Raw genomic sequence first — 25,717 nt, forward strand, 5'->3', positions numbered from 1 at the left:
CAAACTCAAACGACAAACTCTCAGCCCACGCTCGTCGGACGCCAGGACTCTTGGGGATTGCGCCAGTCGATGCCGGACAACAGATAGCTCATCTTCGCCTGCGATATCGACACCACGCCATCGGCCAACGACGGCCAGACAAAACGACCTCTCTCGAGTTTCTTCGTAAACAGGCATGCTCCCTGGCCGTCGTGCCAGATCACCTTCAACAAATCGCCTCGGCGCCCGCGGAAGCAGAACAAATGACCGCTGAGGGGATCGCGGCGCAACACCTCTTGCACCTGCAACGACAATGAGGCGAAGCCTTTGCGCATGTCGGTGTGGCCCGTCGCCAGCCACACCCGAACTCCCGTAGGAACCGGAATCATCGCCGATCCAAAGCCTCGATGATCCGGCGAAGCGCCTCAACGTCGACACCCGTATCGACAATGACGCGCCGCCCGCCAGCCAGCTCGATCTCAATCCGACGCTCTGTTGAATGTGCTGTCGCGCTCTCCGACGAGGCCGCCACCGACGCCACGGGCCCACCCTCGGCTATAACTGCCCTGACAAAGCCAGCTTCGGATTTGGTCCGGTTCGCCGCGAAGGCTCTTCGCCAAGTCACCAATAGAGAACGCCACAAGCCGTATCGCCGCGCTGTCGCCGCTACCAGGCGAGGCTCGGATAGGCTCTCCAAAACAATCCGCGCCTTCTCCTCCTCAGACCAACGCCGCCGCCGGCCTGTATCGACCACTTCAAGTCGATTCAGCGTACTGATCGTATGGCTGTCCATACGTACAGTTCTCAACCATCAGGCCAGCCCGCCGCAAGGCGTCTCCCCTCGGAGGCTTACCTTGCGTCCAAGGTCGCGGTTGTTGTTGGCATCGAAGGAGGCGGGATGTGGCAGAACGAGATGAACGTCCAACCCCGCAGACCGAGGCCAGCGTGATTGAACGCGAAGTCGGCGCGTGTGTCGCGCGGCTTCGAAATGAGCATCCAGCGATTGCTGCGATTCTGTTTGAGTGCACGGCTTTTCCGCTAGTTGCGCCCACCATGCGTCGTGTGACGAAGCTGCCCATCTACGACATCACGACCCTATGCCGCTTGACACTCGCATCTGTCGCGTGACTGCTACGCTTGTAGGCCGTCCGGACGACGCGCGGGCGGCCAACGAGGAAGGTCATCCCGATCCGAGCGGCACTGCAGTTTAGCTGCGGCCGGAAAACGCAGAGGATCTTCTTACCATATCCATCCAAAAGTGGTTTCATCTCACATGCTGGAGCCTGCTGAGAGGAGCGGGCAACAGAGTTGAGCACGTGCGGTAGAGCCACAGGCTTGATAAGCCGGTGAAGAGCGAATTCCCCGCACAACTACATGCACGTGCTTCGGTCGCGGAAGCAGATTCCATGCACCAGCACCTGTCCGTCTAAGGCGGAAGGTTGGAGAGCGCGGATGCAAAGTCCCGCCAGGCGAGGACGGTGCAGCAATGCTCACCGCCCTCCTGCCGACCCGCCAGTTCGATTGCGACAGTATTGTTACAGAACCGTTCAATTACAGTTCGAAAAGTTTCCGCGGAGCCTTGGTCAACACTTCAACGCCGGAGTCCGTCACCCGAAAGGTCTCGCTGAGCACGTAGCCAAAGTCTTCATCGATCCAGTTGCCCAGCATCAAATGGAAGGTCATGTTCGGCTTCAGTTCTGTCCTATCTCCATCTTGCAAGCTAGCGGTCGGCTCCAACCAGCCTATGCCATGGGCGTAGCCGCATCGAGAGTCCTTCTTGAGCCCGTGCTTTTCGATGGTACGATTGAAAGCGTTTGCAACATCGCTGCAGGTCGATCCCGGCCGGATCACATCGAGAGCAGCCTCGAGACCTTCCATCTCGGCCTCGTGGACCCGGCGCAAACGCTCAGAAGGCGCGCCGATCGAAAAGGTGCGCATAATCCCGGCGCAATACCCATGTCGCACCCCGCCCAGCTCGAGGTTGATTTGCGAACCCTGACGAAAAACGTCTTCGCTCCAGGAGATATGGGGGGTTCCGGTTCGAGGAGAGGAGCACAGGCTGACGTTCGGAAATCTTGTCGTTCCGGGCTTGCCATTGGCACCGCGGGCCAGCGCTCCCATGATTTCGGCGATCACGTCCGCTTCTCGCACACCAGGCCGTATGACATCGGCGGCACGCATGATTGCTGCATCCGAAATGGCGGCCGCTTCTCGCATGACGGCTATCTCGAGATCGGATTTGACGATGCGAATCCAGGTCACGACATTTGTACAATCAACGATCTTGGCCTTGGGCAGCCGCGTTCTGAACTTTTCCGCAGCTTGTGCCGAAAGGCCTCTTAGTTCAAGCCCGATGCCACGATTTGCAGCGCCAATTTCGTTGAGAAAATTGATTACCTTGTCGTAACCATCCATCGTCGGATTACCAATGAGCGCTTCTGGGTAACCGATGATCTTGTCACGATCCATGAACGTTTGATGGATGGCAGCTGGAGCGTCCTGGCGACGCAGAATGAAGGTGGGCTCCTCCTCATGAAGAGACACCACTAACGCTTGCGGGACATAGCCAGAGTTGGCGGTGTAACCCGTCAGGTAGGTGATGTTGTATGTATCGGAGACGACGAGTGCGTCGATTTCGCGACGTTTCATTTCAGACTTCACGGCCGCGAGCCTTCGCAGAAACTCCGTCCGCGGGAACGCCTGAGGTCCTTTGCTGATTGCCATTAACGTAGCTCCATTGGATCCGATCGATTGAGGTGGTGTCAGAGATCTATTTTGTCCCGGAGATTCATCAACTCTCGAATTCCGAGCCGGCTTTCGCAGCTACAGATCGTGCAAACGCCAATGAAGCGATAGCAGTGTCCTGGATACCAGTCCCGGTCAGATCGGCGACTGTGATCTGCGCGTCCTTCGTACGCCCAGTCTTTAGGCCAGCTACAATTTCTCCGAGTTCCGGAAACTTGGCATCCTCAGGGACAGTGCCTAGGGCGATGGCATGGTGCAACTCGCCAAGAAGTCGTGTCTGCTTGAGGCTATCAGCGACATAGAGGTCGGCTCGCTTGATCGCTGCTGGCTCTATTTCATTCTTATGTTCAGCGTCAGAACCCATAGCAGTTACGTGCTGTCCAGGTTCGAGCCACGATGATTGCAGAATTGGTTTGTCGGCTGGCGTTGTGGTTACGATGATGTGCGCGCCGGCCACAGCCTGCATGGCGTCATCATATGCGCCTACAGGAAATTTAAGAAGCGCAGAGAGTTCTTGCGCTACCATCTTGGCCTTTGAAGCGTTGCGCGCCCAAATACGTGCCTCGCGGATCGGTCGAACCAGAGCAAGCGCCTGCAATTGCAACCTGGCCTGATTTCCGGCGCCCAGGACCGCTGCGACCGAAGCGTCCTTACGAGCGAGATATTTTGCAGCAGCGGCGCCCGCGGCGGCCGTTCGCACATCTGTCAAATAGCCATTGTCAAGCAAGAGAGCCTGCACCAGACCAGTTTTACTGGAAAGCAGCACCATCATGCCGTTCGTGCTCGGCAACCCGATCTGTGGATTGTTAAAGAAGCCTGGGCTAATCTTGATGGCAAAGGTCTCTAGACCCGGCACGTAAGCCGTCTTGACGTCGACCTCCCCCCGGTGCTCGGGAATATCGAGCCTCAAAATGGGGGGCATCGCCACAGTCTTTGTTGCGAGCGAAGAGAATGCGCCTTCGACACATTGCACTGCCATCATGTCGAGAGGAACAATATTTCTGAGCTCGCGTTCGGTGAGCACCTTCATTCTTGGCATCAATTCTCCTGCTCAAAAGGATTGGCGAGGCCGTTTACGACATTGCGATGCACTTTCATATCGATATTGCGGCCGGAGAGCACCAGTGCCGCCGGCCCGCTCAATGGAGGGATCTTGCCAGATAGCAGCGCAGCGATTCCAACAGCGCCGGCGCCTTCCAGGATTTCTTGTTCATGCTCGTACGCGTGACGAATGCCCGCCGCAATCTCACCTTCGCTAAGCAACACCACATCATCGAGCAACGCCTGACACATCGTGAAGGTCACTTTGTTGTCGAGGCCTATGCCGCCGCCTAAAGAATCGGCCAAGCTTGGAAACTCCTCCACCAGTACGGGCCGGCCCGCATCGAGGCTGGCCTTCATCGCCGCGCCGCGTTCCATGGTAAGCCCTACGACCTTCGCATGGGGCCTCATGGCCTTGACCGCTGCGGCGACGCCGGCGGCCAAGCCACCACCGGATAAGGGCACAAGCACAGTGGCTACGTCCGGCAGCGCCTCAACGATTTCCAGCCCAATTGTCCCCTGTCCGGCAACAATGTCCGGATGGTCGAATGGCGGCAGCATGACGAGCCCATCTTCATTCACAAGGCGCTCCACTTCCTTTTGCGCCTCGTCTTGGGAACGTCCAATAATGCGTACATCTGCGCCGAGGCGCCGGACTTCGGCGATCTTGTTTTCCGGCACAAGCCCTGACATGCAGATGGTTGCACGCGAGCCGAGCATGCGAGCCGCATGAGACAGCGCTCGGCCGTGATTACCGGTCGAGGCCGCCACGATGCCCCGCTCCCGCTCGGCCTTCGTGAGCCTGAGCAGGGCGTTTGTGGCGCCGCGCAGCTTGAAGCTGCCGGTAGCCTGATGATGTTCGAGCTTTAACTTAACCGTGACACCGCAGATTTTTGACAGTGTCGGCGAACCTACGAGCGGCGTTGAGAGGATGTGCTCCGCGATGCGAGTGCGCGCATCCTCAATTGCAGCGAGGCCAATCATGGAGATCCCTTTACTCAAAGAGGCCAAGTAATGGCCGGCCCCACGATCGATTGACTTGAGCTGGCCTCAGCATAGGTCCCACCTCCGCGATGGCGATCGGCTTTTCTTGATCTGCCACCGCGGCTTTGGCTCGTTCAACAGAGTGACCGGTAGGAGAGCGACGAACAAATTGGCGAGCGAGCAGGCGCGACGTTTGCAATGTATTGGTCATGAGCTAGTTGCGATCGCCAGACCGGCTGCATGGGCCTTCTTGACGTCGAAATCGACGTCAAGCATTAAGTAGATCGAGGATATAGCTTACCGTGAGCTCGGCAGCCGGGATAATGAGCTCATCGGATGCCCCAAACGTCGGGGTATGCACATGCGATTCGTTACCAGGTGCGCGCGTCCCTAACCAGAAATAGATCGAAGGCACGCAAGCCGAGTAAAAGCCGAAGTCATCGCTTCCTGCTATTTCCTTCTTCCCGGTGAAGAAGGCCTCTTGCCCGGCTCTCTCATGAACGGCCCTACGAAAGCGCTGCACCATTTCTGCATCATTGACGACCACGGGCTCACCCATTCGGACCACGAAGTCTGCGGCGCCGCGGTGCATCGCCGCAACGCCTTCCGCGACTTCCCGGATGCGCTGGAACAATAGAGTTCGACGCTCCGGACTGCGGGTCCTGATCGTACCTTCCATGACCACTGAGGGGCAGATGATATTCGTTGCCTCGCCGCCATGGATGGTACCGATCGTAACGACAGCACCGTCATCGGCCGGCATTTCGCGCGAGACCACCTTCTGCACCTCGTTGATAAAGGCAGCCGCGATCGCAATCGCGTCGACACCCTTATGGGGTGATGCGCCATGCGCCATCTTTCCGGTGAGAATGAGCTTGAACTGGTCGGCAGATTTGGTGACGGCTCCCTCCCGAGCACCAAACATACCCGCAGGGATATCGGGACTGACATGGAATCCGACGGCCTTGTCGAAGCCATCGAGCAATTTCTCATCCTGGACTGTACGGCCACCGAGGGGCTCTGCCTCCTCTGCCGGCTGAAAGAACACGCGCACCTTACCAGCAAAACTAGCGCGCAGCCGGTGGAAAGCAAGCGCAGCTCCTAGTGCGATCGAACCGTGCACATCGTGACCGCAGGCGTGCATCACTCCATCAATTTGAGAATGGTAGGCCAGATCTGCGCGCGTTTCGTGGATGGGCAAGGCGTCGATATCGCCGCGCACTGCGACCCACCGCTTTGGGCCGGAGCCAGTGCCCTCGATATCAATAAAAAGACCGGTATTGTGGAAGGTCTTGGCATTGGTGAGCCCGAATTGCTTCAATGCGCCACGAATCCGTTCCTGAGTCTTCCATTCCGCATTGGAAAGCTCAGGTTCACGGTGCATGGCGTGCCGCAGCTCGATGACCGCCTTGCGCTCGACATCCGACAAAATGCCGTTGGTGTTTCTAGTCATATTAGCTTGATGACCCACGTTATTGCCGAGCACGGTTCGCTCTCAAAGATAACGTCGATCGGCGAAGGAAATCGCCAAGTTCGGCGGCCGCTGGTACGGAAAAACTCAATTTTTTGCCTAGAACGCAGGAGTTCGGCAGGAAAAATCAACATTGAGACGCCCGCCCGAAAACACTACGGCACACGCCTGAACTGCTCATCGAGGCAACCGGCAACGTTCATCACGGGGTTTATAATCCCAGACCCGCAAAGCGCTGTTTGCCACTCTTCAACCGAGAACTCGCGCGACGAAAGCTGGCAATTCAAGACGGGCCAGCCGAAAAACTCTCCCTGAAAGCCGAGGCCAGACGGATGCATCCAAGGCTACGCTTTTAAGGGCCTTTAAGCTCACGCCGCGCGTTCAGCTGGCGACACTATGATGATCGCCAAGCCAGCCACCGCTCTTGGATATAATCTATGTTCGTTTTTCCGTCGGGACGTTTGGCGACGAGCCAAGCGTTATCCTGAAGCACGAGCTTCGATGCATTTTCCTCGTAGAGACTGAGGTTCGGGACAAGATCAGGCGGCAAAAATTTAAGTTGGTTCGTATTGGGTCCTGGGTAGCCGACGCCCATTGTGTAGGCCGCGGCGATCTCCGCTCGATTGACAAACGCTATCAGCTTCTGCGCGTTCGAGCTGTTGGGACCGCCCTTGAGCACAGTCCAGTAGATGTAGTTTAGGTTTCCGCCATCCCATACAATACGAAGAGGAGCGGCTTGGCGAATTGCCCCGATGGCGCGACCGTCCGGGCAGCTTGTTGCCGCGTATTCGCGGTTCATGAGCAAGGTGACCGGCTCCCCTCCCGCGACCCACCATTTCGGTATTTGCGACTTGATCTGATCAAGCTTTTTCAACGCTCTTTCGATCTTATCGTCTGTCAGCGGCCAAAGTTCTGATTTGGCGACGCCATCAGCTTGAAGTGCGAACACGAGGTTGTGCCTCGCGTTAGGGCCAAGTCCACGTGGGCCGGGGAATGCTTTGAGATCCCAGAACCCTTGCCAGTCGTTTGGTCCGCCCTTCCGAAATGCGCGCTGGTCATAGGCAATCATTGTTACAGACCGGAATGCGACCACCGCGTCTTTAATCCGCGCATCCTGCGATGTACCTTTGAGTGCTTCATCGTCCCACAGACCATAATCGATAGGCAGAAACATGCCAGCCTGGTCCATCGCCGGATAATTCTGTGCGTCGATCATGGCCACGTCCCAGTCGACCCGTCCAGCTTCGCTCATGGCCCTGACTTGGGGTTCGGCGAAGTCGGCCACCACGTCGACCACAGAGATTCCCGTCGCCTGTGTGAATGGCTCGAATACGGCCTTACGCAAAGCTTTCGTATAGGTCCCCCCGTAAGAGAACACGACGACCTCTCCACTACCGGACAGTTTGTCCTTGGCGAAAGCGGCGGTCGACCTAGCGACCGCGGGAATGCTCATGGCGGCAGCGGCAAACTGCAGGAGAGTTCTGCGATTCATTCCGGCTCGTTGAAACGCTTCGCTCGGCACCCGAGGTCCTTCGCCGTGCTCTATTGACTTGATGCTCCGAAGAAAGCCAGACAGATTTGAATGCTTCATTGGTAACCCCTTCTCCAGCAGCTCAGAACCGCGAGGATGCACATTCAGACGGGCAGAAGCCAAAAGCTACAGGCATGCCGCAGGCTCTTCGAGCTTAATCTCGACCCGCAGCGCCGGATTTATGGACGGCCCCTTTAGCAGTTTTTCGGCGAAGATTTCCCCCTCGCCCATGATCACCGCCGCAGCAGTCAGCGTGCCGCCGCCTCCCTCCTCTCGAATCTTGCCCTCGCCAGCTTTATGGACGGCGCTTTGCACCTTGCGCACCCAAGCTGCACTTTCCCACAAATTGGGAGACATACACGCGCGTATTCGAGGGCCCGAAGCAAGCCATGTGCGAGCACGCCCATCACTTGATGCAACGTGCTGCTTACCGTCCGTGAAACACGGGGTTGCGCTTCTCTGCGAATGCGCGGACGCCCTCCTTGTGATCAAGACTTAGTTCCGTCCGGATCAGGCTCTCGGCCTCGAAATCCATCGATTCCAGGAATTCGGCATTTAAAGCGTGATCGAGGTTGCTCTTCATGCAACTAAAAGCAAACGTCGGCCCCCTCGCGAGGGTGGCCGCGAGCGCAAACGCTCTCTCCTGCAACTCCGCATCGGGGACACTTTGGTTGATGAGGCCGAGCGATTCCGCGCGACGTGCATCCACCCGCTCCGACAAGAACATAAGTTCGCGCGCGCGGGAGAATCCGACCAGTCGCGTGAGCAGCCAGGCTATGCCACAATCGCCGGACAGCCCGACGCGCGCGTAAGCCGTGATCAAAATAGCTGACTGTGCGGCAACGCGGATGTCACAGGCGAGCGCAAGCGCAAGGCCGGCGCCTGCGGCAGCGCCCGGAATGGCCGCGACAGTCGGCTTCCTGGCGCCAACCAGTGCGCCCCACACGGCTCGTTGGTTGAACTGCAAGTCAGAAACACGCTGATCGAAAGTCAATTCGGCCGCAGCCGAACTTTGGTTCATCCCATTTACATCCCCGCCCGCGCAGAAGGCCGCTCCTGCGCCGGTGATAAGGATCGCCCGGATTTGCGAATCTTCGTCACAGCGCTTGATCAACTTACCCAATGCGCCGCTCAAACGGCTGGACAGTGCGTTCCGGACCTCCGGTCGATTGAGGGTGATTACCGCCACCTGGTCGCGAATTTCCGCCAACAGCTCCCCTGTGCCCGTATCGATTTGCAGCCGCTGCGACATGCCGATCTTACTCCTGTTCATCTTCCCTGGTGCATGGCGGGTCGTCCAGTGCTGGACGGCCTGCGCAAGTTCTTCAGTAAAGAGCACCTGTGGCCACTACCGCTGCGGAAGGCAATGCGGGCTCGACTTCCGTCCAAACTTGACCGGATGCCGCCGCAGCAGCCCGCATGAGCATCGGTCCGACCGACGTCTCATCCAACGCGCGGCCGCCTTCCTCCTCAACCGGCCAGGTCGCACCAGCAACCACACGTCATCAACCAACGCTTTGCTGCTGACGTTCACTTTAGCGGACCGATGCAGGCCAGGGCTTCGGCCTGTTTGGCTGACTTCGAAAGCGCCAATCTACCGGATATGGAACGAAAAACATGATTCCCTTCTCGCCTTCGTACTTCAGCCTAGTGTCTTTAGGAAGCCACACGACATCTCCGAATTTCGCATCGATCGCACGACTGTAGTTCTCGCCAGTGCGAATGCGCAGCACCCCACCAAGACAAATCGAGACTTGGTCATATTCAGTCGTCCAATCGGCGGAGGCGTCGTTGTAGGTCGCGATCGTGGCAGCGATGGTCTTACTGATCTCTGGAGTGACCAGGCTGCAGGTAGATGCAAATCCGCCAGCATAGATTTGGATTTGCGAATACATCATATCGGTGCTTCGGAAATGATAGACCTCCGTCAGCGGCTTTACACCCTCCACAGACTCGGTACGCGTGCGCCAATCGACCGGGTATCGCGCGTAAAACACCTTTGCTTTATTGCCCTGGTACTTCAGCCGAGTTCCCTTGGTAAGCCAAATCACGTCACCGAATTTAGCTTCAATGACACGGCTATAGGCTTCCCCCGTGAGGATTCGATAGGTGCCGCTCAGCACGACAGCGGCCTCATCGTAGTTAGTGGTGCGCTCGATTGAACAACCGTCGTAAATAGCTATTCCCGCATCAATCGTCCTGCTGTTTTCAGGACCAACCAATTGGCAGCAGGACGCATGGCCCCCAGCCTCGCTATGCATTGGCGAAAACACCATGTCCTCGCTCTTGAAATGGAGCGCCTTAGTCATCTTCGTTCTCCTGTCTTCGTCAATTGGCGCCTTCGAGGCGCGCTCCTACAGCTTTCGGTGCATGGATTTCACGGTCTCAAGGGAGACGCCCGTTAATCGTTAGGATGATGGAGCATACCAACTTCGTTCAGCACCACCGCGCGCCCGCAAACCGCACCTTCAGCGAAAGATTCATTACAATCCCGCTGTAGAAGCCGGGCCGCATCTGCGGTCCGTCCGACTAACCAGCGACACGTACCGAACATCACCTGATTCGCTTCTTCACCCTTTACGCGCGACACTCCTGCCACAGAGGACGAACACGGCGTCTGCCGAGCGTTTCGTTGCGAAATCTAGCACACCGACAAACGTCTCGACGCAAAGATAATGCGACAGAATTTGCAGAAATCCTGCAAAATGAAGCAACCTGCGTACGAATTTCGAATACGAGCACCAGGTTGCGTGGCTACCTCCTCGATCTTGCGCTGACAGCCCGAGGAATCTCGGCAACAGTATCCATCCGCTACGCGGCGCCCCTTTGACCCGACAGTCGGATTTCGGGACAGAAGGTCCGGAAATCGGCCCCGCCGAGCGGCACGACTTGACCAATGAGATGCCGAACTTGGATGCTCGCGATCTCGGATCGAGAACATGGATCGGCCCAGTATTCTCATAGCGGGCAACGCTGGTTTCAGATCGGCTCGAACGTGAGGATCGTGTAAGTTGGCTTTGCCAAGGGTGATTACGTGGTTCGGGCTCAACGAAGCATGTCCCTGCAAGCTTAGGAGTCCCGTCCATTGCGCAACCGTTCTGAAATCGATATCACAGCCGATAGCTCGAGGCGGACAATCGGAACGCCTGCGCGGCGAGGAAGGAAAACGCCTTTTGAGCGCGGCTAAGAAGGGCGACGTGTAACCGCGCGACGCTTCAATTCGGCGTCAAGTAGCTCGCTTTTGACGAATTTCAACGCGTTGATCGTGCAACCTAACGGTAGTAGTAGGCTCAGGCTGCGCCGCTCGGGCGGCGAATTCCAACATTCCCTGCTCGGGCCGTCTGACTGAGCGTAAGTACGGACACTTGCACATCATCTGATCGACGGCGGCCGTAATCAGTTGCAAGTGAACCCGGAGCGCCCGCGTTAGGCACACTTGACGGAAAAACTGGAAAGCGATGCGTTTTGGATCTAATATCTTGCGACCGGGGCTGGACTGCATTCACTCACGATGGCATTTTAACCCGGAGGGCCGCCGGCAGTATTGTGGGCGGCCTTTTTTGGGGAAGCGGATGAAGATTAGCAAGCCCAAGACGCAATGGGCGGCGCAGCCCTAGGATCAATCTATCTGATCAGCGCGGCTCTGCCGCATGGAGCTCTAATGCATAATTGGAAGAAGGAGCTCGACGCACTCGTTGCTCAAACGACGAACTTCACCGAATCGTTGAAGGTACAGGTCGAGCGGCCCAAGTCTTTGCTAGGGAAAGCCACGGAAGAGGCTCGTGTCAATGCGCCAGATTATGGCGATAGTGAACGCGAAGAGATCAAGAAGCGCGTTGAACGTTTCCAAGCGCATCAAGAACGCTTTAAGCGCGAACGTGAGAATTATGCCGATTCCCTCCTCCGCCGGATCAGGCCTGCCCCGGAAGCGTAGACGAGCTCAACAGCGCAAAATCGTTCGTGCCGCGGCACGATGTGACTCGTGCGCTTTGCAAATGACGGACCCGGCACTTCTCCTGGCCAAGAATGCCGTGGGAATTCTAGACAGTCGTGCGGGCGGCAAGCGGGTTGCTTGTTCGCCTAGTAATAAGGGCGTAAGCGGCCGTGGTGAAGGCGTTCGGCCACTCGCAATTGGTAAAATTGCTATCTCTTGAGAAGGTCTGGTGTTAGCTCTTCTGGAAGATCATACATAAGCATCTCAGCGACTCCGATTTCAAATGCATTTGAAACCTCTCGCCCGGCTCCAATCCCCCTATAAAAGCCGCGAGCGAATGCTATGGCCGCAGCGTCACCAATTTCCTTCTTCATCCCGATAACATATGGCACGCACTTAAAAATCTCTTCTGCTTGAACTCGCGAGTAGCAGGCGTTCAAGAGCACGCAATGAACTTGGCCCCCAGTGGCGCGAAACAATGCTCGCAGAGCTTTGGCGGACACAGGCGCGGCTTGGCCGACATCATCTTCTAAGTATATGGCGCCCGAAGGGCCGCCGTGCCCTGAGAAATGAACAAAACGCGGCGCTAGATCAATCAAAGTGCGGCTAAAGTCTTTCGGACGTACGGCTCCGCGTTCGTGAAAAACAAATTTGTCCTGAAGTTTTGCTCGCTCTAGCTCGTCGCGGATTTCTCGCGCTTCTTCACTTAATCTGAGCACTGTTGAATTGAGCGGGTTAGCGGCGAGAAATAGAATTGCATCTTTTTGGGCCATCTTTGTTACCGAAATCACTGGTCCTAGCTGACCTTTGATAATTGCGTCCGCCTCAGCTTGCTTGGTAGCCGCGAGATGGTAGCGCCTCCATTTGGTATCTAACGTTTTCCTGACGGTTCTGGCCCCCACCTGCACAGGAAGAATTAGTAGGAGCAACAACAATGAGAAAGCGACACCTCCCCCGACCGCATTCTCCACTTGATCGCTTTGTGCCTGATGAATTATCAGCGACCAGATGACGAGCCAAGAAGCTACAAACACCCAGCTTGCGATCAGAAGGCTTCCTAATAAGACCCGAACCCATCGCCAAGAATATGCTCGGTAATACGGGTAGGATTTTGTAAGATCGACGCTCTTCAGTATAGGCGGCATGAGAGCCAAGGCCCTAGTTTTATAACAAATGCGCTTTCAAGGCAGTCTAGCGACGCAACTTCTAACGGTAAAGAAGCTCCGCATCAGCCAGATACTTTAGCCGGGGGCTTCTAATCCCGGGGGCCTCAAAGGCTTCGACCGGGGCTTAGGAAAATTGACATATCTACAAAATGGTGACTTCCCCCTCCCAAAGGCGCAGCATCTGCTTCTTCCGCATATGCAACATTTGAACGCGTTGCGGCACTCGACGTATCACTTGGTGACTAGAAAACAGACCCTTCAAATGGTGGGCCGTTTGAATTGGGCTGAGTATAATCTTTCATGGCGCTATATGCGCTTGCCATGTCTCGCACCGTTGCTGATTTGATCAGAGCATACAAAGACGATAAGGATTGCCGACTTTCCTCTCTTGGGTCAGACAGGACGGACAACTACGATAAGGACTGCGCAGAGAGCTGATTGATGACGATGGCCGGTCAAAAGGAATCATGGAGCGCGGCCAGCGAAAGAATCTGCAAAGTAGACCGGGTCTTGCTACGGCCTGGACCTCCCCACGAACTAGCAATCGTTCACCGCGTCTTCCATGAGTTCGTACACGAAAGGCGATCTGAGAAATTGACCTTGCCCCCAGATTTTATCCAGTTCTGAGTTCGCTCAAGCCATTGGATTTGCCCAGTTGGGCGGTGGTAGCGACGGGAGCTGGCGTGGAGCCATCGGCATAGCGCAGCGCCAGATCCCGGCGCGGGTGGCAGGTGAAGGCGAACTCGGAGGGTGTCTTCCATCCGAGCTGTGAGTGCGGTCGTGTGTAGTTATAATCGCCGCGCCAGCATCCGAGCGCGACGCGGGTCTGAGCCAGCGACGCGAACAGCGTCTCGTTCAGCGATTCATCCCGGAGCCGGCCGTTGATGGGGGAAGACCGCCCCACTCCCTCGGCGCCGGCGATATACTGGCGAATGGACGAACCCGCTAACAGGAGCAATTGACCAATGGAAGCCGCCACAATTGGGTTGGACATTTCGAAGCACGTATTTCACATCCATGCAGTTGATGGCCAAGGCCAAATGGCCGGTCGCCAACGTCTCCGGCGAGGCGAGATCGTGTCGTTCTTCTCCTGCCTCGCACCTTGCCTAATTGGCATTGAGGCCTGCGCAACTGCTGCACTGGGCGCGGGAGATTCGGCAGTTTGGACACGATGTGAGATTGATCCCGCCAGCCTATGTTAAACCCTACGTGCGAAGAGGAGCCAAGAATGACGCCGCTGACGCGGCCGCGATCTGCGAAGCGGTCAGTCGTCCCAATATGCGGTTCGTTCCCATCACGAGCGCCGAGAACCAGAGCTTCTTGATGCTTCATCGTGCAAGAGGCTTGTTGGTCCGCCAACGAACCATGACAGCGGTGCGCGATTCGGGCTCACTTTGCTGAGTTCGGAATCATGGTCGGGCAAGGCCGGCAACGGGTGGATGGTCTGGTGAACTTGTTAGATGACGAAGGAACTGACGCTGCCGGCTCACGCCCGTATCGCACTAGCCGTCCTTGTGAACCAACTGAAGGAATTGGACCGGCAGGTCGAGGTCATCGAGCGCGAGCTAGCTCAGATCCTGCGAGTAAATCCGATGGCGAAGTTGCTGTCCTCAATTCCCGGTATCGGTCCCATAACGGCCACGGCTCTCGCCGCGACTGTACCGGACGCAACAATGTTCCGCTCCGGGCGGGAGTTCGCGGCCTGGCTTGGCCTGACGCCTAAGCAGAATTCCACCGGCGGGAAGGATCGACTCGGCCGGATTACGAAACAGGGCGATTCCTATCTCAGGCACTTGCTTGTCATCGGAGCACGCAACGTCGTTCGGTACCCAAAGGCACGCTCCCGGGTTGGAGGCGGCTGGATCGAAGCCCTGCTTGAACGGCGTCGGCCGATGGTCGTCGCCATCGCCGTTGCCAACAAGTTGGCCCGGATCGTCTGGGCGATGATGACGACCGGGGAATTCTATCGGCCTAAGCTCGCGACCTGAATGTCGCGTGTGTTGGCCACGTTACGGTGTGAGGGCAAATGACAGCATGATGGACACCGGCGGAGCTGGGGATCGAGCAAGCCCGAAGAGCTTTAAGCGCAGCAAGCGCGACCCGTTGATGAGGCCTCGATCCGCGATCTCCATCAGGGCCAGCGGCATGGCAGCCAGATGGTGGCGGGCTGTGCCAACCGCGCATTCCTCAAACGGATGATTCCGGCCAGCCTCTTCGTGACGTCAAAGCGCTTGGTCGATTTTCATTGATTGGCGGCGCAATCATGAACTGGCATCGAGGACGCGGTATGTCAGGACAGCGCTGGGATTGCATCCGCAGCTCGTCGCGACACACGCAACAGAGATTGCCCTCTGGGAGGAGTTCCTGCCCAATGCTCGCTATGTGGGAGAAGTCGGTCTCGACGCCGGCCCGCGTTTCTATCGCTCCCTGAATCGGCAGAAGCAAGTCTTCGAGCGCATCCTGCGCCGGTGCGCGGCATCGGGCGACAAGATCCTCACCATACATAGTGTGCGGGCCGCAACCCCGGTGCTCGACATGCTGGAGCAGCATCTGCCGCGCGGCGGTGGTGCCGCGGTCCTGCACTGGTTCACCGGTACCAAGGCGGAAGCCAAACGTGCGATCGAGCTTGGCTGTTATTTCTCCATCAACTTCGAGATGCTGAAGAACGACCGCCATGTGGCTTTGGTGGCGGATCTTCCGCACGACCGGCTGCTGACGGAGACCGATGGACCCTTTGTGAAGGGTGAACTGGGAAACATGCGTCCGCGCGATGTCGCGCAAACGCTTGCATCGCTCGCGCGCCTGCTTGGCCTCGAAGAGGATGAGCTCGCCTCGCGAATCCAGGGCAACCTCAAGCATCTGATTTCTGCGTGAGAAAGATCCGCCGCCAGAAGCTTCCCCTGGCCTCCCTAACGAAGGACGGGCAGCACCGCATCGCAGCAAAACAGGCGGGTGACCAAGACGAGATCATCGAGGAATCTGGCTCAGATCAAACAAAAGGATTTCGATAAGGACTGAAAACTCAAGATCGTCGGAAAGGATGTGCGCCCGAGCCGTTGGTGTACTTGACCCCGATTTGATTGACAGTTTCGGACATCGAAAATTCGATCTCGTCGGAGATTGTGGTCGATCCGTTTTCGTATTCGGAGAGGTGATCGTCTATGAGCGCGAATAGCTCGCTGAATTCGTCCATGTTTGAAGTGTACCGCACGTGTGCGTGAGCGTGCGATTTGGTGGGGATAATTGCGCGGTATTTGGCGCGGAAAGCTTGCTAAACCCGCTGCGGCGCGATCAGGCCCGAAACCAAAGTTGTAATGGAATCAAGGGCCTGTGACCGAAAGTGAGCACAGATTTGACGGGAAAACCCGCGAATCATAGTATGCTGGCCCCGGCAGGGTGCCCCCCAGAGCTGACACTCTGAGGGGCGTGGTCCTGGAGGACCTACTTGCCGACATTATCTCGGGGTGTCTTCCATTCGTGGTAGACGCCCCGAGCCGTTTCGAAGACCATCATGCCGGCGTTGATCGCCACGATAGTCATCGATGCCGCCAGGACCACCTTCCAGCAAAGAAGCCAGTTCATGGCTCCCTCCTTTCCAGCGGTTGACGAAATTGCACCTGATCTAAGAATCAGACATTGCTGTCTCAAATCACTCGACTAGGTGTACCCCTAACCAAATATGGCTTTGGTTTCGAGTCAATGTACATTTTGTTGTCTCGTTCCATCAGCTTGATTCCACTCGCAGAATCGATCGTCAGTCCTATCATCGATTCGGCCGTGATTCGCCAAAAGCGTCGATAAATCCAGACTCGATGCCGATTCCTAGGGAGTCGACTCGCACGATTCTGTGGATACGATTCCGAGCCTTGACGGTTCGAATCCTTTAAACAACAAGCGATTCGCGATCCTTTTTCGAAGGAGTCGTACGACGCATTTAAAGGTCGCTTGCTCATGCGTACCCGTCGTCAAATCTTTTAGAAGCTCGAAAAACATTCTCGAAAAACATTCTCATAACGAAGGTGTCTCCTCCGTCCGGACTCCTAACGCTTCTCGCTCAGGTCTGCGACACGATCGAGACAACTGGCTTCATTGACCAAGCGGCAAACACGAACACCAATGGGGTCGCGGCAGAAAGGCCTGGCTCAACGGGTGGAGCGCCTACAGCACGGCACCGGCCAATCCGCCGACCCTCTAAAATCTCCTAAACAGGGCCTAGAAGCCCGCTGGACGCTCGAAGGCCTCCTCCATGGGGTTTGTGCTATTTAGGGTAGCACTTATATCTGGAGGACCACTTTCCGGGGGGGGAAACGGCTATGGCCAAAGCTTACGATGACGGGAAAAACGAAGTCGAATACGGCGAGGTAATTCCTCGGTACGGCAGAGATCTAGTCGAGGCTGACCCCCACTCTTACCAAGCAGTCTTTGCGCCGCTGCGGTCGATCGGTCTCGGGGAAATGCTTACCCTTCTGACCTTGCTTTATGTTTGTACGATTGCAGCGTTCAATGCCGCCTATTTTAGGAATATTCCCGGCAACTTCGTTGAGTTCTTCTCTCTCACCGATCTGATCCAAACGAACTTGCCGATGATCCAATATTTCTTTGGCTTGTTCATCGCCTATACGATCATGTGGACGATCGTTAGTTTCCTTGCTGACGTGTTCGGGTATGACCTTCGACAACGGGCCAAAGACATTCTGGAGCCCATCGTTCTGGAATACCATCTTCAGGGGAAGAAATTCTGGATCGCCTACCTGATTGCACTGTGTCTGTTTTGGGTGGTGGACAGCGTCTTGGGCGCCATAAACGCGGTCGACTTTGCCATCCTGATGATCCCGACGATTATCTTCCAAGCAGTGCTGCTTTACTTCTTTTGGGTCGGATACAAGTTCGCGATCCTGCCTGCCCGGCAGTTGGCAATAGCAGCCTTCGTTGGGCTTTTCGTATTCTCCAACAACGCAGGCCACGCTTGGATTAAAAGTCAAATAGCCGAACCGTCTCACTTGCAGGCAATTCAGGACAAAGAGGGCAACTGCCTCGACCGCAACATTCTCCGCAACTCGGGAAGCGGGGTACTGCTCTACAATCCGTCGATGCAGCAATACGAATTCCGCAACAAGGATTCGATCAAGACCATCTTCCAGAAACAGGGGTGCGTTTGACGAGAAAGGGCAAGCCCCCATCACCTCTCAGCAAATGGATGCAGTTCGTCTTTTTTGCACGCCACAGCTACCCGGCAGCTATGCTTAAGCTCTAGATCTCTTTGTTCCTGGAGAACCCTGCGCTTCTATTGCCTCAGGGGGTCACGGTTCGGGCGCAGGCATGGGAGGTAAGACTCCGATCGAGGCATTAGGGGTACCAGACGGTGGCAAGAAGCTGCACGCTACGAAGCGGCCACGCAAGAACCGTGGCATGCCGCCGCCCGCGACGTTCGATATCGATACGCTGCCCGGTAGCTCCAATTTGACGGCATTAGAGACGGCCGCGGTCATCCGGCGCACGCCTGGCGCGCTGGAGCAGTGGCGGCGCGATCCGAACCCCCCGCTAAAATGGCGCTACGTGGATGGCCGGCCACTCTATCGTGTCGACGCGGTGCGAGACTACCTGGCCAAGTGCGACAAGACCTCTACGGCGCCTCAGCCGCATAAAGCTCACGGAGACGGCCGAGGAGCTCTGCCTTGATCGGGTCAAGTGGATTCGTCCGCTGAAGGCGCACGATTTTGCCGACCCGTTTCGCGCCGACCAACTCCGCAATGTAGTCATGAGCAGCTTCGAAGGCCATCTTGCGGATGATCCACTGTTCGTCGTGATTGTAGACCTGATCGATTCCGCTAGGTTTTTGCCCAACACATAGACGCTGGATTCGTTGTCGTAGCCACAGCGTGACATGATGGTGCGCAAGCCGCGCCTTAAGTCGTGCATGGTGAATTTGGCGACGCTCGCTTCCTTGACCAGGCGGTTGACCATCTTGGTGAAGCCGGACATCTGGCCGCCGGTCTTTGGCGACGGGAAGACATAGTCGGAGGTTGCCCGCTGGAAAATGTTTCGCGGCCGTGAGCACCTCGTCAACCAGATGAGTGCGCGGCACATCGTGGTGCAGCCCCATCTTGGTCCACGCCGCATCGAACGTGATCCGGTCGTCCATGATGTGCTTCGCCACTCGATCATGGTAGGCTCGCTGTGGCGCGGGCCGCAGCGCAGATATATGCGTGCCAGGAGACCGAAAGCCCCGAGCTTGCCTGATGCATCCCAAACCTTGATGATTTCCTCATCAGTCAGAGCGCGCCCCTTCGTTCGACGTCCGACCCTTTGCGCCCGGGTTTCCTTGGGCACGCGATAGCCGGCGCGAGTACGTTGTGCTCAACGTAGCCCTCGCCGACACACCATTCGAGAAAGGTATGCACGTGCTTGCGCAAGTCCTTGGCTGCACCGCGCTTGCCGGTCTTGGCAATCTTGTCCACCGCAGCCATGATCTGCCGACTGACGACGATCATCACACGCTTCGCGTGCTATGTTTATCGCGTGTAGCGAGTCGCGGGCAGCGGACGAGGCAGAGGCGTCACATGGCAAGATGCACGGCACCGTGGAAGGCCATCGCTCAGCGAGCGCTGCAGCTTCGTGTCAAGCTTGTCGCGGTAGCTGGGGCCGCCGCTACAGCAGTTACAGTTCGTATTCACCCCTGTCGTATTCGCCCCCGCCCTACTCCTCGTCGGCGAGCAGCGGAGGTGGCCGAAGCAGCGGCGGCGGGTCCAGCCGTAGCCGCGCTGGTCGAGAGCCGGTTCAACTCAGCTATACACACCCGAGGAAATACGCGCGCTCACGCTTGACACTGCAGATATGCCGATGGCCGACGTCGCGGCCAAGCTCGCCGAACTGGTGACCATCTAGCCGCCGACCGGTGACATTGCTTCGCCGAGCGAGGCAAACGGCGAAAATTTTCCGATCGGAGGCAGCGGCCGATCGAGCAACCGTCAGCCAGGCATCGAAAACGTTTTGCAGAATGGACAATAGCGGCACGCTTGAAATGCAAGCGGTGGCATCGCGTTGTTCAGGACGAAATCGGAGAAGTGGTGGAGCTCGGCAGCACTTGACGCGCGGCCAACATGACAGCTTGGCGCGCATCATCAACGCCGACCGCGGTGCCCTGAGCTGCGACAAACGTCTGGTCAGCCGCGGTAAATTGCGAAGTGATGGCCTCACGATGTTGTTCAGGTGGTCGAGGATCGGTTGCCTATAAGTCCTGATAGCTCGGACGCACGCACAAGCGGCCAGTGCTTCGGCGCTCAAATAGCAGCCCGTCAGGCGGTGCGCGGTCAGCACTTAGGTCGCCTTCACTTCAGAAGATCTTCGATCGAAACTTCATCAAACGGATTCGGAATCGCGCGTCGAGCGACGAAAAGGCCGATGACCCGGACCTGGGGAGCGCGCTCCAAAATCAGCTCCTTGACGGCCTTGAAATGAGAGCCGGTCGTGAGGACGTCATCGAAAATGCCGACGATACCGCGCAGGTTAGGCAGTCGCTCTTCTGCGATCCTATCATTCTGCTTAAGTTCGGCCGGTGACTTCCTGTGTCCACCCTTGAAGGTGTCGGTCGAAGCGATCTGTTCCACCAACTCACGGACATCTGCTGGTGCTGGCGCGCGAATGCCGCGGCACACCTGCACCATTCGATCGTCGTAATTAGGATCGGTCTTGATTTTCGACGGCGGTATTGGCACCAGCGTTGCCAGTGCCAGCCAGTCTGCACTCAGAACCGACGAAAGGTCGCGTGCGCATCTGGCCATCGCTGGCGCTTTGTAGTGATACCCGCCGTCACCGCGCTTCTTCTGGAGATTGTGGATCAGCTGGTTCGTCTCACCTCCCCGCCATCCTTGGCCAGCCGTGTATTCGTAGAGGTAGTGACAATCATCCCCCTCGTCGAGGTACCAATGGTCTCGCCGGTTGGTCTCGTCAATTTGCTGGAGCAGGCGTGCCATCACCTAACGCGCCCCAGATGTCGGCGAGATCGCGCACACGGATCGCGCCTCGCTTCTCGAAGTTCGCCGGCCACGTGATGTCGCCCCGCTTGAAGCAAGAATCGAGAATGAAAAGCTTACGTCCTTGCTGCAGCGCTGCCCGGGCCTGCGTGAGGGTCCCGCTGGTGTCGCTCGCTTCGACTATAATCGTTCCTTCCGTGAGAGCGCTCATCGTGACATTGCGCTCAGGAAAAAACAGCTTGTTTTGCGGAACGTGCTGGCTGGCATATCGAAGCACAGGCACCTGAGAAATGAGCAGATGCTCTTCCGCAATCTTGCGCTGGAGCGCTTCGTTCTCCCTCGGATAGTAGGTCCCGATCGGCGTTCCGATTACCGCGATGGTGTGGCCCTTCGCCTCGATCGCGGCCGTATGAGCTGCGGTGTCGATCCCGGTCGCGAGCCCTGACACGACAGTAAAGCCGCGCTCGACCAAGGCGCGCGACAACCGCCCTGCACGCAACTTCCCGTCTTCGGTTGGATTGCGACTGCCCACAACAGCGACGCACCGCGTCTCGACGAGTTCCCAAGCTCCTTGGAAATAGAGCATCTCGACCGGATGCCGCGCATCTCGCAGCTTCAGAGGATAGTTGCCCGTGAGATTCAACCGGGTACCAAATCTAGACACGCCGGCCTTCTTGAGCGCGGCTAAAACTTCGGATGCGCGTGCGTCCGCGGTCGCCCCAGAAACGAAGTCAGATGGCACGGCCGTGGGATCTGACGCGAACTTGTCCGCGATCGTCTTGAAAGTTGCCCCCTTCTCGAGCCCCAGCGCTTCGTAAGCCCCCAGCTCCCTCCGCGGCGAGATTGACCGTACGGCCGGCCCATCGTTCATTCTTGCAAGAAGGTTCATAGTTCAAACCCTAGCTACCCCCCGCTGCGGCGTCGAATCAACAGAGTCGAATTCCACCATTTTGAGAGCGAACGCTTTCAGGAGGCCAAAGCGAAGGAGGAGCGTATCAGATCTTTTGAACAAATCAAGAACATCTAGGTTTATGTATTCAAGATCATGAGGTTAAACGGTTAGCGATTCCCTAACTATGGAGCGGCCTAAGGGTTGAAGCTGTCTGATCGAACTCGGCATCAACCCGAATCGCGGCTTTTGGCCTAGGCACCAGCCAACCGACCGCCAGTAAAATTGCTAAGGCGCTCACCGAAAAGAAAAGATGTTGATGGCTAAGGGGCGCGGGACAGCCCAGCAACTGATCCCAGCTATATTGCAGGTCAGGCAGTGGTCCGTGCGGCTCTGCCTATGGTCGCCGCCGACCCGTTAGGGTGCGGCGGCTTCCAAGGCGAACGATCCGTAAAGGGTCGGTTTGGGGCGGTGCTCTTCGCGGGGGACCGCCCCCTTCCTTTGGCGGACGTTGACAATCAACATACGAGAATAATTGGCTCACCCCCATGCGGAAATTCCGCAGGCCACACATTGTTCACAGGTCGATGCCGGCCGCGGGCCAGCCCTGTTTCGTACCACCTGCGACTTCGGCTCACCTTTCTGGAGGTGCGGACAAGGAATATCAGCCGCGACATAAAACGCGTCCAGATGCGCCCCAACGCCCGATCTGGAAGCCGCCCCGCGCAAACTGGTCGGACGCGCGGGCTGCTGACCGAGAGCCTGTCGTGCCGGCCGCCGAAATCGCTGTAAGGTCAAGAACCAGGCAATGAAACGGGGTTAAAGGATGCGGTGGTCGCCTGAGACGGAGGCAATCGGGTGGGACGAGTGAAGCTGCGCGCGGCTCCAGACCCGGCAGCATGCCTAGTCAACGCTTGGGCCGGTATTTTCGAGCTGCCACTCCCGTGGCGCAACTTGCCGCCCAACACGCCGATGGCCAATTGGATAGAAACGCAGGACATCTACGCATGGTCACTTGGTATGGAGGACCTGAGATGCGTCGGGTTCAATCGTTCAGGGCTGTTGTCACTCCGACTCTTGATCAGAGGCATACGGCGATCGGACGATCGTTACATGAAACAAGTCGGGCTTGGCGTACTGACCGACCACGTCGCTGACCTTCTAAGGAACAGATGGAAACGCGACGACGCCCGGGTCCCGGGTCTCGACTGGTTGAAGAACGAGATAGGCGCTTAGTTATTGTCGCAAGCAGGTCCTCAAACACACTTCATCCCGTGCAAGATTTCATCTCAGACGGCCGATTCTTTCGAGATCGGCCCCGTGACCTTTGTGCATATGGACAACTTCGCGACCCAGACATTCGGACTGAAGTTGCATGCGGACGGTCAGCCCGTGAACCTCGAGCGGTGGAAAACAGATTATCGTGCAGATTGGATCGCAGTTGTCGACGTGACAGGCAGGGAGAAAGAACGTTCGCTGGAGGTTGCGGAAATGACCGTCGATCTCTGTCTTGGCGCACTGCAAACCGTCACTCGAGATCCGCTGGGGCGAGACATTTCCCGTCTGACAGGTCGAACCATGTTCGATCACAAGCTTTCTCTGGTATCCGATTCGACGGGATTCTGGTCGCATGGCTGGAGGGCGCGCCAATCTTTCGACATGCCAGGGCCAATTCTAGGCGAGCTCTTGCAGCAGACCGCCGCAGATATCCAGAACATGGGCAGGATCATCGGCCGCTTCAAAGACGAGCCGAGTTTACTTCCGCTTTTGGAGCAAGGATGGTGCGACGCCCTCTTCTGGTTTCATGAGGGGCTTTCGGAACCGCTCGATTCCGTTGCAATCACAAAAATGGAGACGGCGATCGAGAACCTCTTTTGCGCAGAGAGCGCGAAAGGGAAGCCGCAAACGCTTGCTTCAAGGATTCAAATCGCTGTTCGGGGTCGACGGCCCATCTCAATTCGATGCAATCCTGCCGGTGACTGTTGACGAGTTTGTTGAGGCCATCGTGACGGCCAGATCGAGGATTTTACACGGGACTTGGTCAACTCTAGCAAACCGAGACGGGGAGGTTGAAAGGCGCGACGTTACGCGGCTAACGCAGAATTTATCATGATCTCAGCACGAGCCATCGAGGCATACGGTAAAAGTTCCAATCCGACGGACAACGTGGACGCTCTGCTTGCCTGGGCCGAAAAGTCCCGACGCAACCGATCTTAGCGCCGATTTCAGCAGCTCCGTTGAAGTCCAAGTGTATCCTGCACCAAAGCACGAGCCTACGGCAGGCTCGTCCCAGCCACCTCCGCAGTGCGCTCGAAGCGCTCCCATGCATCTGCAAGCAACTCAGTTTTGTCTGACTTGAAGGACCCGCCATGCCTCAGCCTCTTTCGACGTTCCCAAAACTTCCGGGCAGCATCAATCTCGCAAACATCGGCGACCGCAGGCTTCAAAGGCACCCTGATTTGGCAGTCTCAGCGGCCGAAGTAATAGCATCATGGTCAACTGTCGAGCACATTCATCACAATGATAGGTGGACCAAAGGACCTCGGATCAACCCTGTTTCTCGCACTCCGAACCCAAACTGCAAAATCTCAGGCGATCAATGCCATCGCTAGCGAGGTACTTAGCGAGGATCACAGGAAGCTTCTGAGCGTGCTTCAACACTTGTCGAAGCCCCGTCAAGCCATGAGGGACAAGATCGCTCACTGGACCTTGGGTGGATGTTACAGGGTTAGCCGACGCTATACTGCTGTTCGATCCCAGACAAAACATGCTTCCAGATGTCCGGGAGACCATGAGGAATGCACGATCGGGAGGCTCACCCTCAGCCCCCGAACTCGATCGGAGCCTCATCTTTGTTTTCAAGCAGAACGATTTTGAATCAGCAATCGCAAGCAACGTGCAACTAGCTAACTATTGGTTCCAGTTTCGTTTCATGCTCGAACGGCTTGATTTCGATCCCGCCACCGCAGCGCAGCTATACGCTGGTCTATGCGCCACGCCTGAGATTGCAGAAGCGCTGCGTCGCCGTCAAGCGCAGCAACCGAAAACTCCTCCTGCAGACGGATGCCCAACCGGCTTTCAGTTGGCCCGTTGAGATCCAAGTATATCCTTCACCAGAGCACGAGTCTCCGCGTGCAGCTCTTCGTCGTCGGTGACCTGCTTTATTGTTGTTTCGGCGGTCTCAAGCACCAAATTCGTTGCAGTTTCCCGGTCTAAGCCAGCACGCTGCCACCACTCGCCTATCACGGCGGCGAGATAAGCGAGCTGCGGCGCAAGGCGCTGACGAATATCTTCGTTCGACTTCAACTCGATCCGCCAAGAGCCATGACCCGCCAACCCGCCGTCGACGGATCGTGGTCGCGAAAGCGGAATCAACCAGCGTCCACCCTGCTCTGGATCTGGATCAGCAACGCTTTGGCCCAACAGCGCGCCCGTGACGCGATCGTAGTCCCAAATCTCCATAATCGATGCTCCGCCTCAGAACTTAATGCAGGCTAGGAGCGGTATGTTCCGCGGCCGGGTCTCGGATGCAGCTCCGGGCGAAGGGCTCCCCGTGGTCGCGCTTGCGAAGCTTGAATAGAAGTAGTTTGGCGTCGTTCCCGTACCTGACCCGAATGCAGGCGAATTGTAGGGGTGCGCGTGATCCTTGAGGGTGTCAGCCTGGTTCGCGCTGAGCACGCGACCGCCGTCGACCCCGCGGCCGTCATCAAAGCCGCGGATAAACTCCCCGCGACCGTCGGGAATGCGGAATGTGGTCGACAGGCCGCCTCTCGAAAACGCGCCTGCGTTACCACTCGCCCACGACGCTTCGCCCACGATGTTGCCGGACGCATTCGCGTAGGCCCACAGCGCCGGGAAAGCCGCGCGGGACAGCAGCGCACCGTTTGCCTTCACAAAACCGGCCGGGGCGACAGTTGCCGGAAACGTCATCACAGCGCCGACAGGGACCGGACCCACGCTCTCCCATGCAGTCCAAGCCGCGGCACCGCCAGAGTCGTAAGAGA

Annotated in this window: 21 protein-coding genes and 3 pseudogenes; 6 read left to right on the top strand and 18 right to left on the bottom strand. The window is 57.2% G+C overall.

Going from position 1 to position 25,717, the window contains the following annotated elements:
- Window positions 1-20 precede the first annotated feature (20 nt).
- From tnpB to N2605_RS26830, 10 genes are all read right to left on the bottom strand, one after another.
- On the bottom strand, window positions 21-341 hold the full coding sequence (tnpB, locus tag N2605_RS26785; RefSeq protein WP_482151220.1) for an IS66 family insertion sequence element accessory protein TnpB: 321 nt from the start codon (window positions 339-341) through the stop codon (window positions 21-23).
- Window positions 342-364: 23 nt separating this feature from the next.
- Window positions 365-772 carry an IS66-like element accessory protein TnpA gene (gene tnpA / locus N2605_RS26790; RefSeq protein WP_260343751.1) on the bottom strand — a complete coding sequence of 136 codons (408 nt, stop codon included), beginning with the start codon at window positions 770-772 and terminating at the stop codon, window positions 365-367.
- Window positions 773-1,530: 758 nt separating this feature from the next.
- The gene (locus N2605_RS26795) at window positions 1,531-2,703 is read right to left on the bottom strand and encodes a M24 family metallopeptidase (protein WP_260343752.1); all 1,173 of its coding nucleotides are present in this window, start codon (window positions 2,701-2,703) and stop codon (window positions 1,531-1,533) included.
- A 67-nt stretch (window positions 2,704-2,770) separates the two neighbouring features.
- Window positions 2,771-3,763 (bottom strand): ectoine utilization protein EutC, encoded by a 993-nt coding sequence (gene eutC, locus N2605_RS26800; protein WP_260343754.1) that lies wholly within the window; start codon window positions 3,761-3,763, stop codon window positions 2,771-2,773.
- Window positions 3,763-4,749 carry a hydroxyectoine utilization dehydratase EutB gene (eutB, locus tag N2605_RS26805; protein ID WP_260343755.1) on the bottom strand — a complete coding sequence of 329 codons (987 nt, stop codon included), beginning with the start codon at window positions 4,747-4,749 and terminating at the stop codon, window positions 3,763-3,765. The genes eutC and eutB overlap by 1 nt, the downstream gene beginning before the upstream one ends.
- Before the next feature lie 268 nt (window positions 4,750-5,017).
- Complete coding sequence (locus N2605_RS26810; RefSeq protein ID WP_260343756.1) at window positions 5,018-6,235, bottom strand: M20 metallopeptidase family protein; 1,218 nt, start codon at window positions 6,233-6,235, stop codon at window positions 5,018-5,020.
- A 379-nt stretch (window positions 6,236-6,614) separates the two neighbouring features.
- Window positions 6,615-7,712 (bottom strand): extracellular solute-binding protein, encoded by a 1,098-nt coding sequence (locus N2605_RS26815; RefSeq protein ID WP_260343757.1) that lies wholly within the window; start codon window positions 7,710-7,712, stop codon window positions 6,615-6,617.
- 165 nt (window positions 7,713-7,877) lie between these two features.
- On the bottom strand, window positions 7,878-8,075 hold the full coding sequence (locus N2605_RS26820) for a hypothetical protein (RefSeq protein WP_260343758.1): 198 nt from the start codon (window positions 8,073-8,075) through the stop codon (window positions 7,878-7,880).
- Window positions 8,076-8,178: 103 nt separating this feature from the next.
- Window positions 8,179-9,003, bottom strand: coding sequence for an enoyl-CoA hydratase-related protein (locus N2605_RS26825; protein ID WP_260347500.1), 825 nt, complete (start codon window positions 9,001-9,003; stop codon window positions 8,179-8,181).
- A 283-nt stretch (window positions 9,004-9,286) separates the two neighbouring features.
- Entirely contained in the window at window positions 9,287-10,060 is a 774-nt protein-coding gene (locus N2605_RS26830; protein ID WP_260343759.1) for a hypothetical protein, read from the bottom strand.
- Between the two features lie 1,352 nt (window positions 10,061-11,412).
- On the opposite strand from N2605_RS26830, the gene N2605_RS26835 reads away from it, so the two are divergent.
- A complete protein-coding gene (locus N2605_RS26835) occupies window positions 11,413-11,685 on the top strand; it encodes a hypothetical protein (RefSeq protein WP_260343760.1) in 273 nt (90 codons plus the stop codon).
- Between the two features lie 209 nt (window positions 11,686-11,894).
- On the opposite strand, the gene N2605_RS26840 is transcribed toward N2605_RS26835, so the two are convergent.
- The gene (locus N2605_RS26840; protein ID WP_260343761.1) at window positions 11,895-12,719 is read right to left on the bottom strand and encodes a CHAT domain-containing protein; all 825 of its coding nucleotides are present in this window, start codon (window positions 12,717-12,719) and stop codon (window positions 11,895-11,897) included.
- Between the two features lie 745 nt (window positions 12,720-13,464).
- Window positions 13,465-13,734: pseudogene (locus N2605_RS26845) on the bottom strand (integrase core domain-containing protein); the annotation flags it as partial.
- Window positions 13,735-13,816: 82 nt separating this feature from the next.
- Here N2605_RS26845 and N2605_RS26850 point away from each other — a divergent pair.
- Window positions 13,817-14,839: pseudogene (locus tag N2605_RS26850) on the top strand (IS110 family RNA-guided transposase).
- 319 nt (window positions 14,840-15,158) lie between these two features.
- Window positions 15,159-15,725, top strand: coding sequence for a Qat anti-phage system TatD family nuclease QatD (gene qatD, locus N2605_RS26855; protein ID WP_260343762.1), 567 nt, complete (start codon window positions 15,159-15,161; stop codon window positions 15,723-15,725).
- Window positions 15,726-16,292: 567 nt separating this feature from the next.
- On the opposite strand, the gene N2605_RS26860 is transcribed toward qatD, so the two are convergent.
- Window positions 16,293-16,433, bottom strand: a complete 141-nt coding sequence (locus N2605_RS26860) for a hypothetical protein (protein WP_247551758.1) — start codon at window positions 16,431-16,433, stop codon at window positions 16,293-16,295.
- Between the two features lie 731 nt (window positions 16,434-17,164).
- On the opposite strand from N2605_RS26860, the gene N2605_RS26865 reads away from it, so the two are divergent.
- A complete protein-coding gene (locus N2605_RS26865; RefSeq protein ID WP_260343766.1) occupies window positions 17,165-18,010 on the top strand; it encodes a hypothetical protein in 846 nt (281 codons plus the stop codon).
- A gap of 464 nt (window positions 18,011-18,474) precedes the next feature.
- Here the strand turns inward: N2605_RS26865 and N2605_RS26870 are convergent.
- The 3 genes and pseudogenes from N2605_RS26870 to N2605_RS26885 all read right to left on the bottom strand — a co-directional run.
- A pseudogene (locus tag N2605_RS26870) lies at window positions 18,475-19,327 on the bottom strand (tyrosine-type recombinase/integrase); the annotation flags it as partial.
- Window positions 19,328-20,179: 852 nt separating this feature from the next.
- The gene (locus N2605_RS26880) at window positions 20,180-20,824 is read right to left on the bottom strand and encodes a hypothetical protein (protein ID WP_260343768.1); all 645 of its coding nucleotides are present in this window, start codon (window positions 20,822-20,824) and stop codon (window positions 20,180-20,182) included.
- Window positions 20,799-21,713 (bottom strand): DNA-processing protein DprA, encoded by a 915-nt coding sequence (locus N2605_RS26885; RefSeq protein ID WP_260343769.1) that lies wholly within the window; start codon window positions 21,711-21,713, stop codon window positions 20,799-20,801. Before N2605_RS26885 ends, N2605_RS26880 begins: the two co-directional genes overlap by 26 nt.
- A 1,320-nt stretch (window positions 21,714-23,033) precedes the next feature.
- Between N2605_RS26885 and N2605_RS26890 the strand changes: the two genes are divergently transcribed.
- Window positions 23,034-23,699 (top strand): hypothetical protein, encoded by a 666-nt coding sequence (locus N2605_RS26890; RefSeq protein ID WP_260343770.1) that lies wholly within the window; start codon window positions 23,034-23,036, stop codon window positions 23,697-23,699.
- Window positions 23,700-24,504: 805 nt separating this feature from the next.
- Window positions 24,505-24,807, top strand: a complete 303-nt coding sequence (locus N2605_RS26895; protein ID WP_260343771.1) for a hypothetical protein — start codon at window positions 24,505-24,507, stop codon at window positions 24,805-24,807.
- Here the strand turns inward: N2605_RS26895 and N2605_RS26900 are convergent.
- On the bottom strand, window positions 24,792-25,175 hold the full coding sequence (locus tag N2605_RS26900) for a hypothetical protein (RefSeq protein WP_260343772.1): 384 nt from the start codon (window positions 25,173-25,175) through the stop codon (window positions 24,792-24,794). The two genes, N2605_RS26895 and N2605_RS26900, sit on opposite strands and share 16 nt — an antisense overlap.
- A 15-nt stretch (window positions 25,176-25,190) precedes the next feature.
- Complete coding sequence (locus N2605_RS26905; RefSeq protein WP_260343773.1) at window positions 25,191-25,643, bottom strand: phage tail protein; 453 nt, start codon at window positions 25,641-25,643, stop codon at window positions 25,191-25,193.
- Window positions 25,644-25,717: the final 74 nt, after the last annotated feature.

The organism is Bradyrhizobium yuanmingense, assembly GCF_025200905.1.
Lineage (GTDB): Bacteria > Pseudomonadota > Alphaproteobacteria > Rhizobiales > Xanthobacteraceae > Bradyrhizobium > Bradyrhizobium yuanmingense.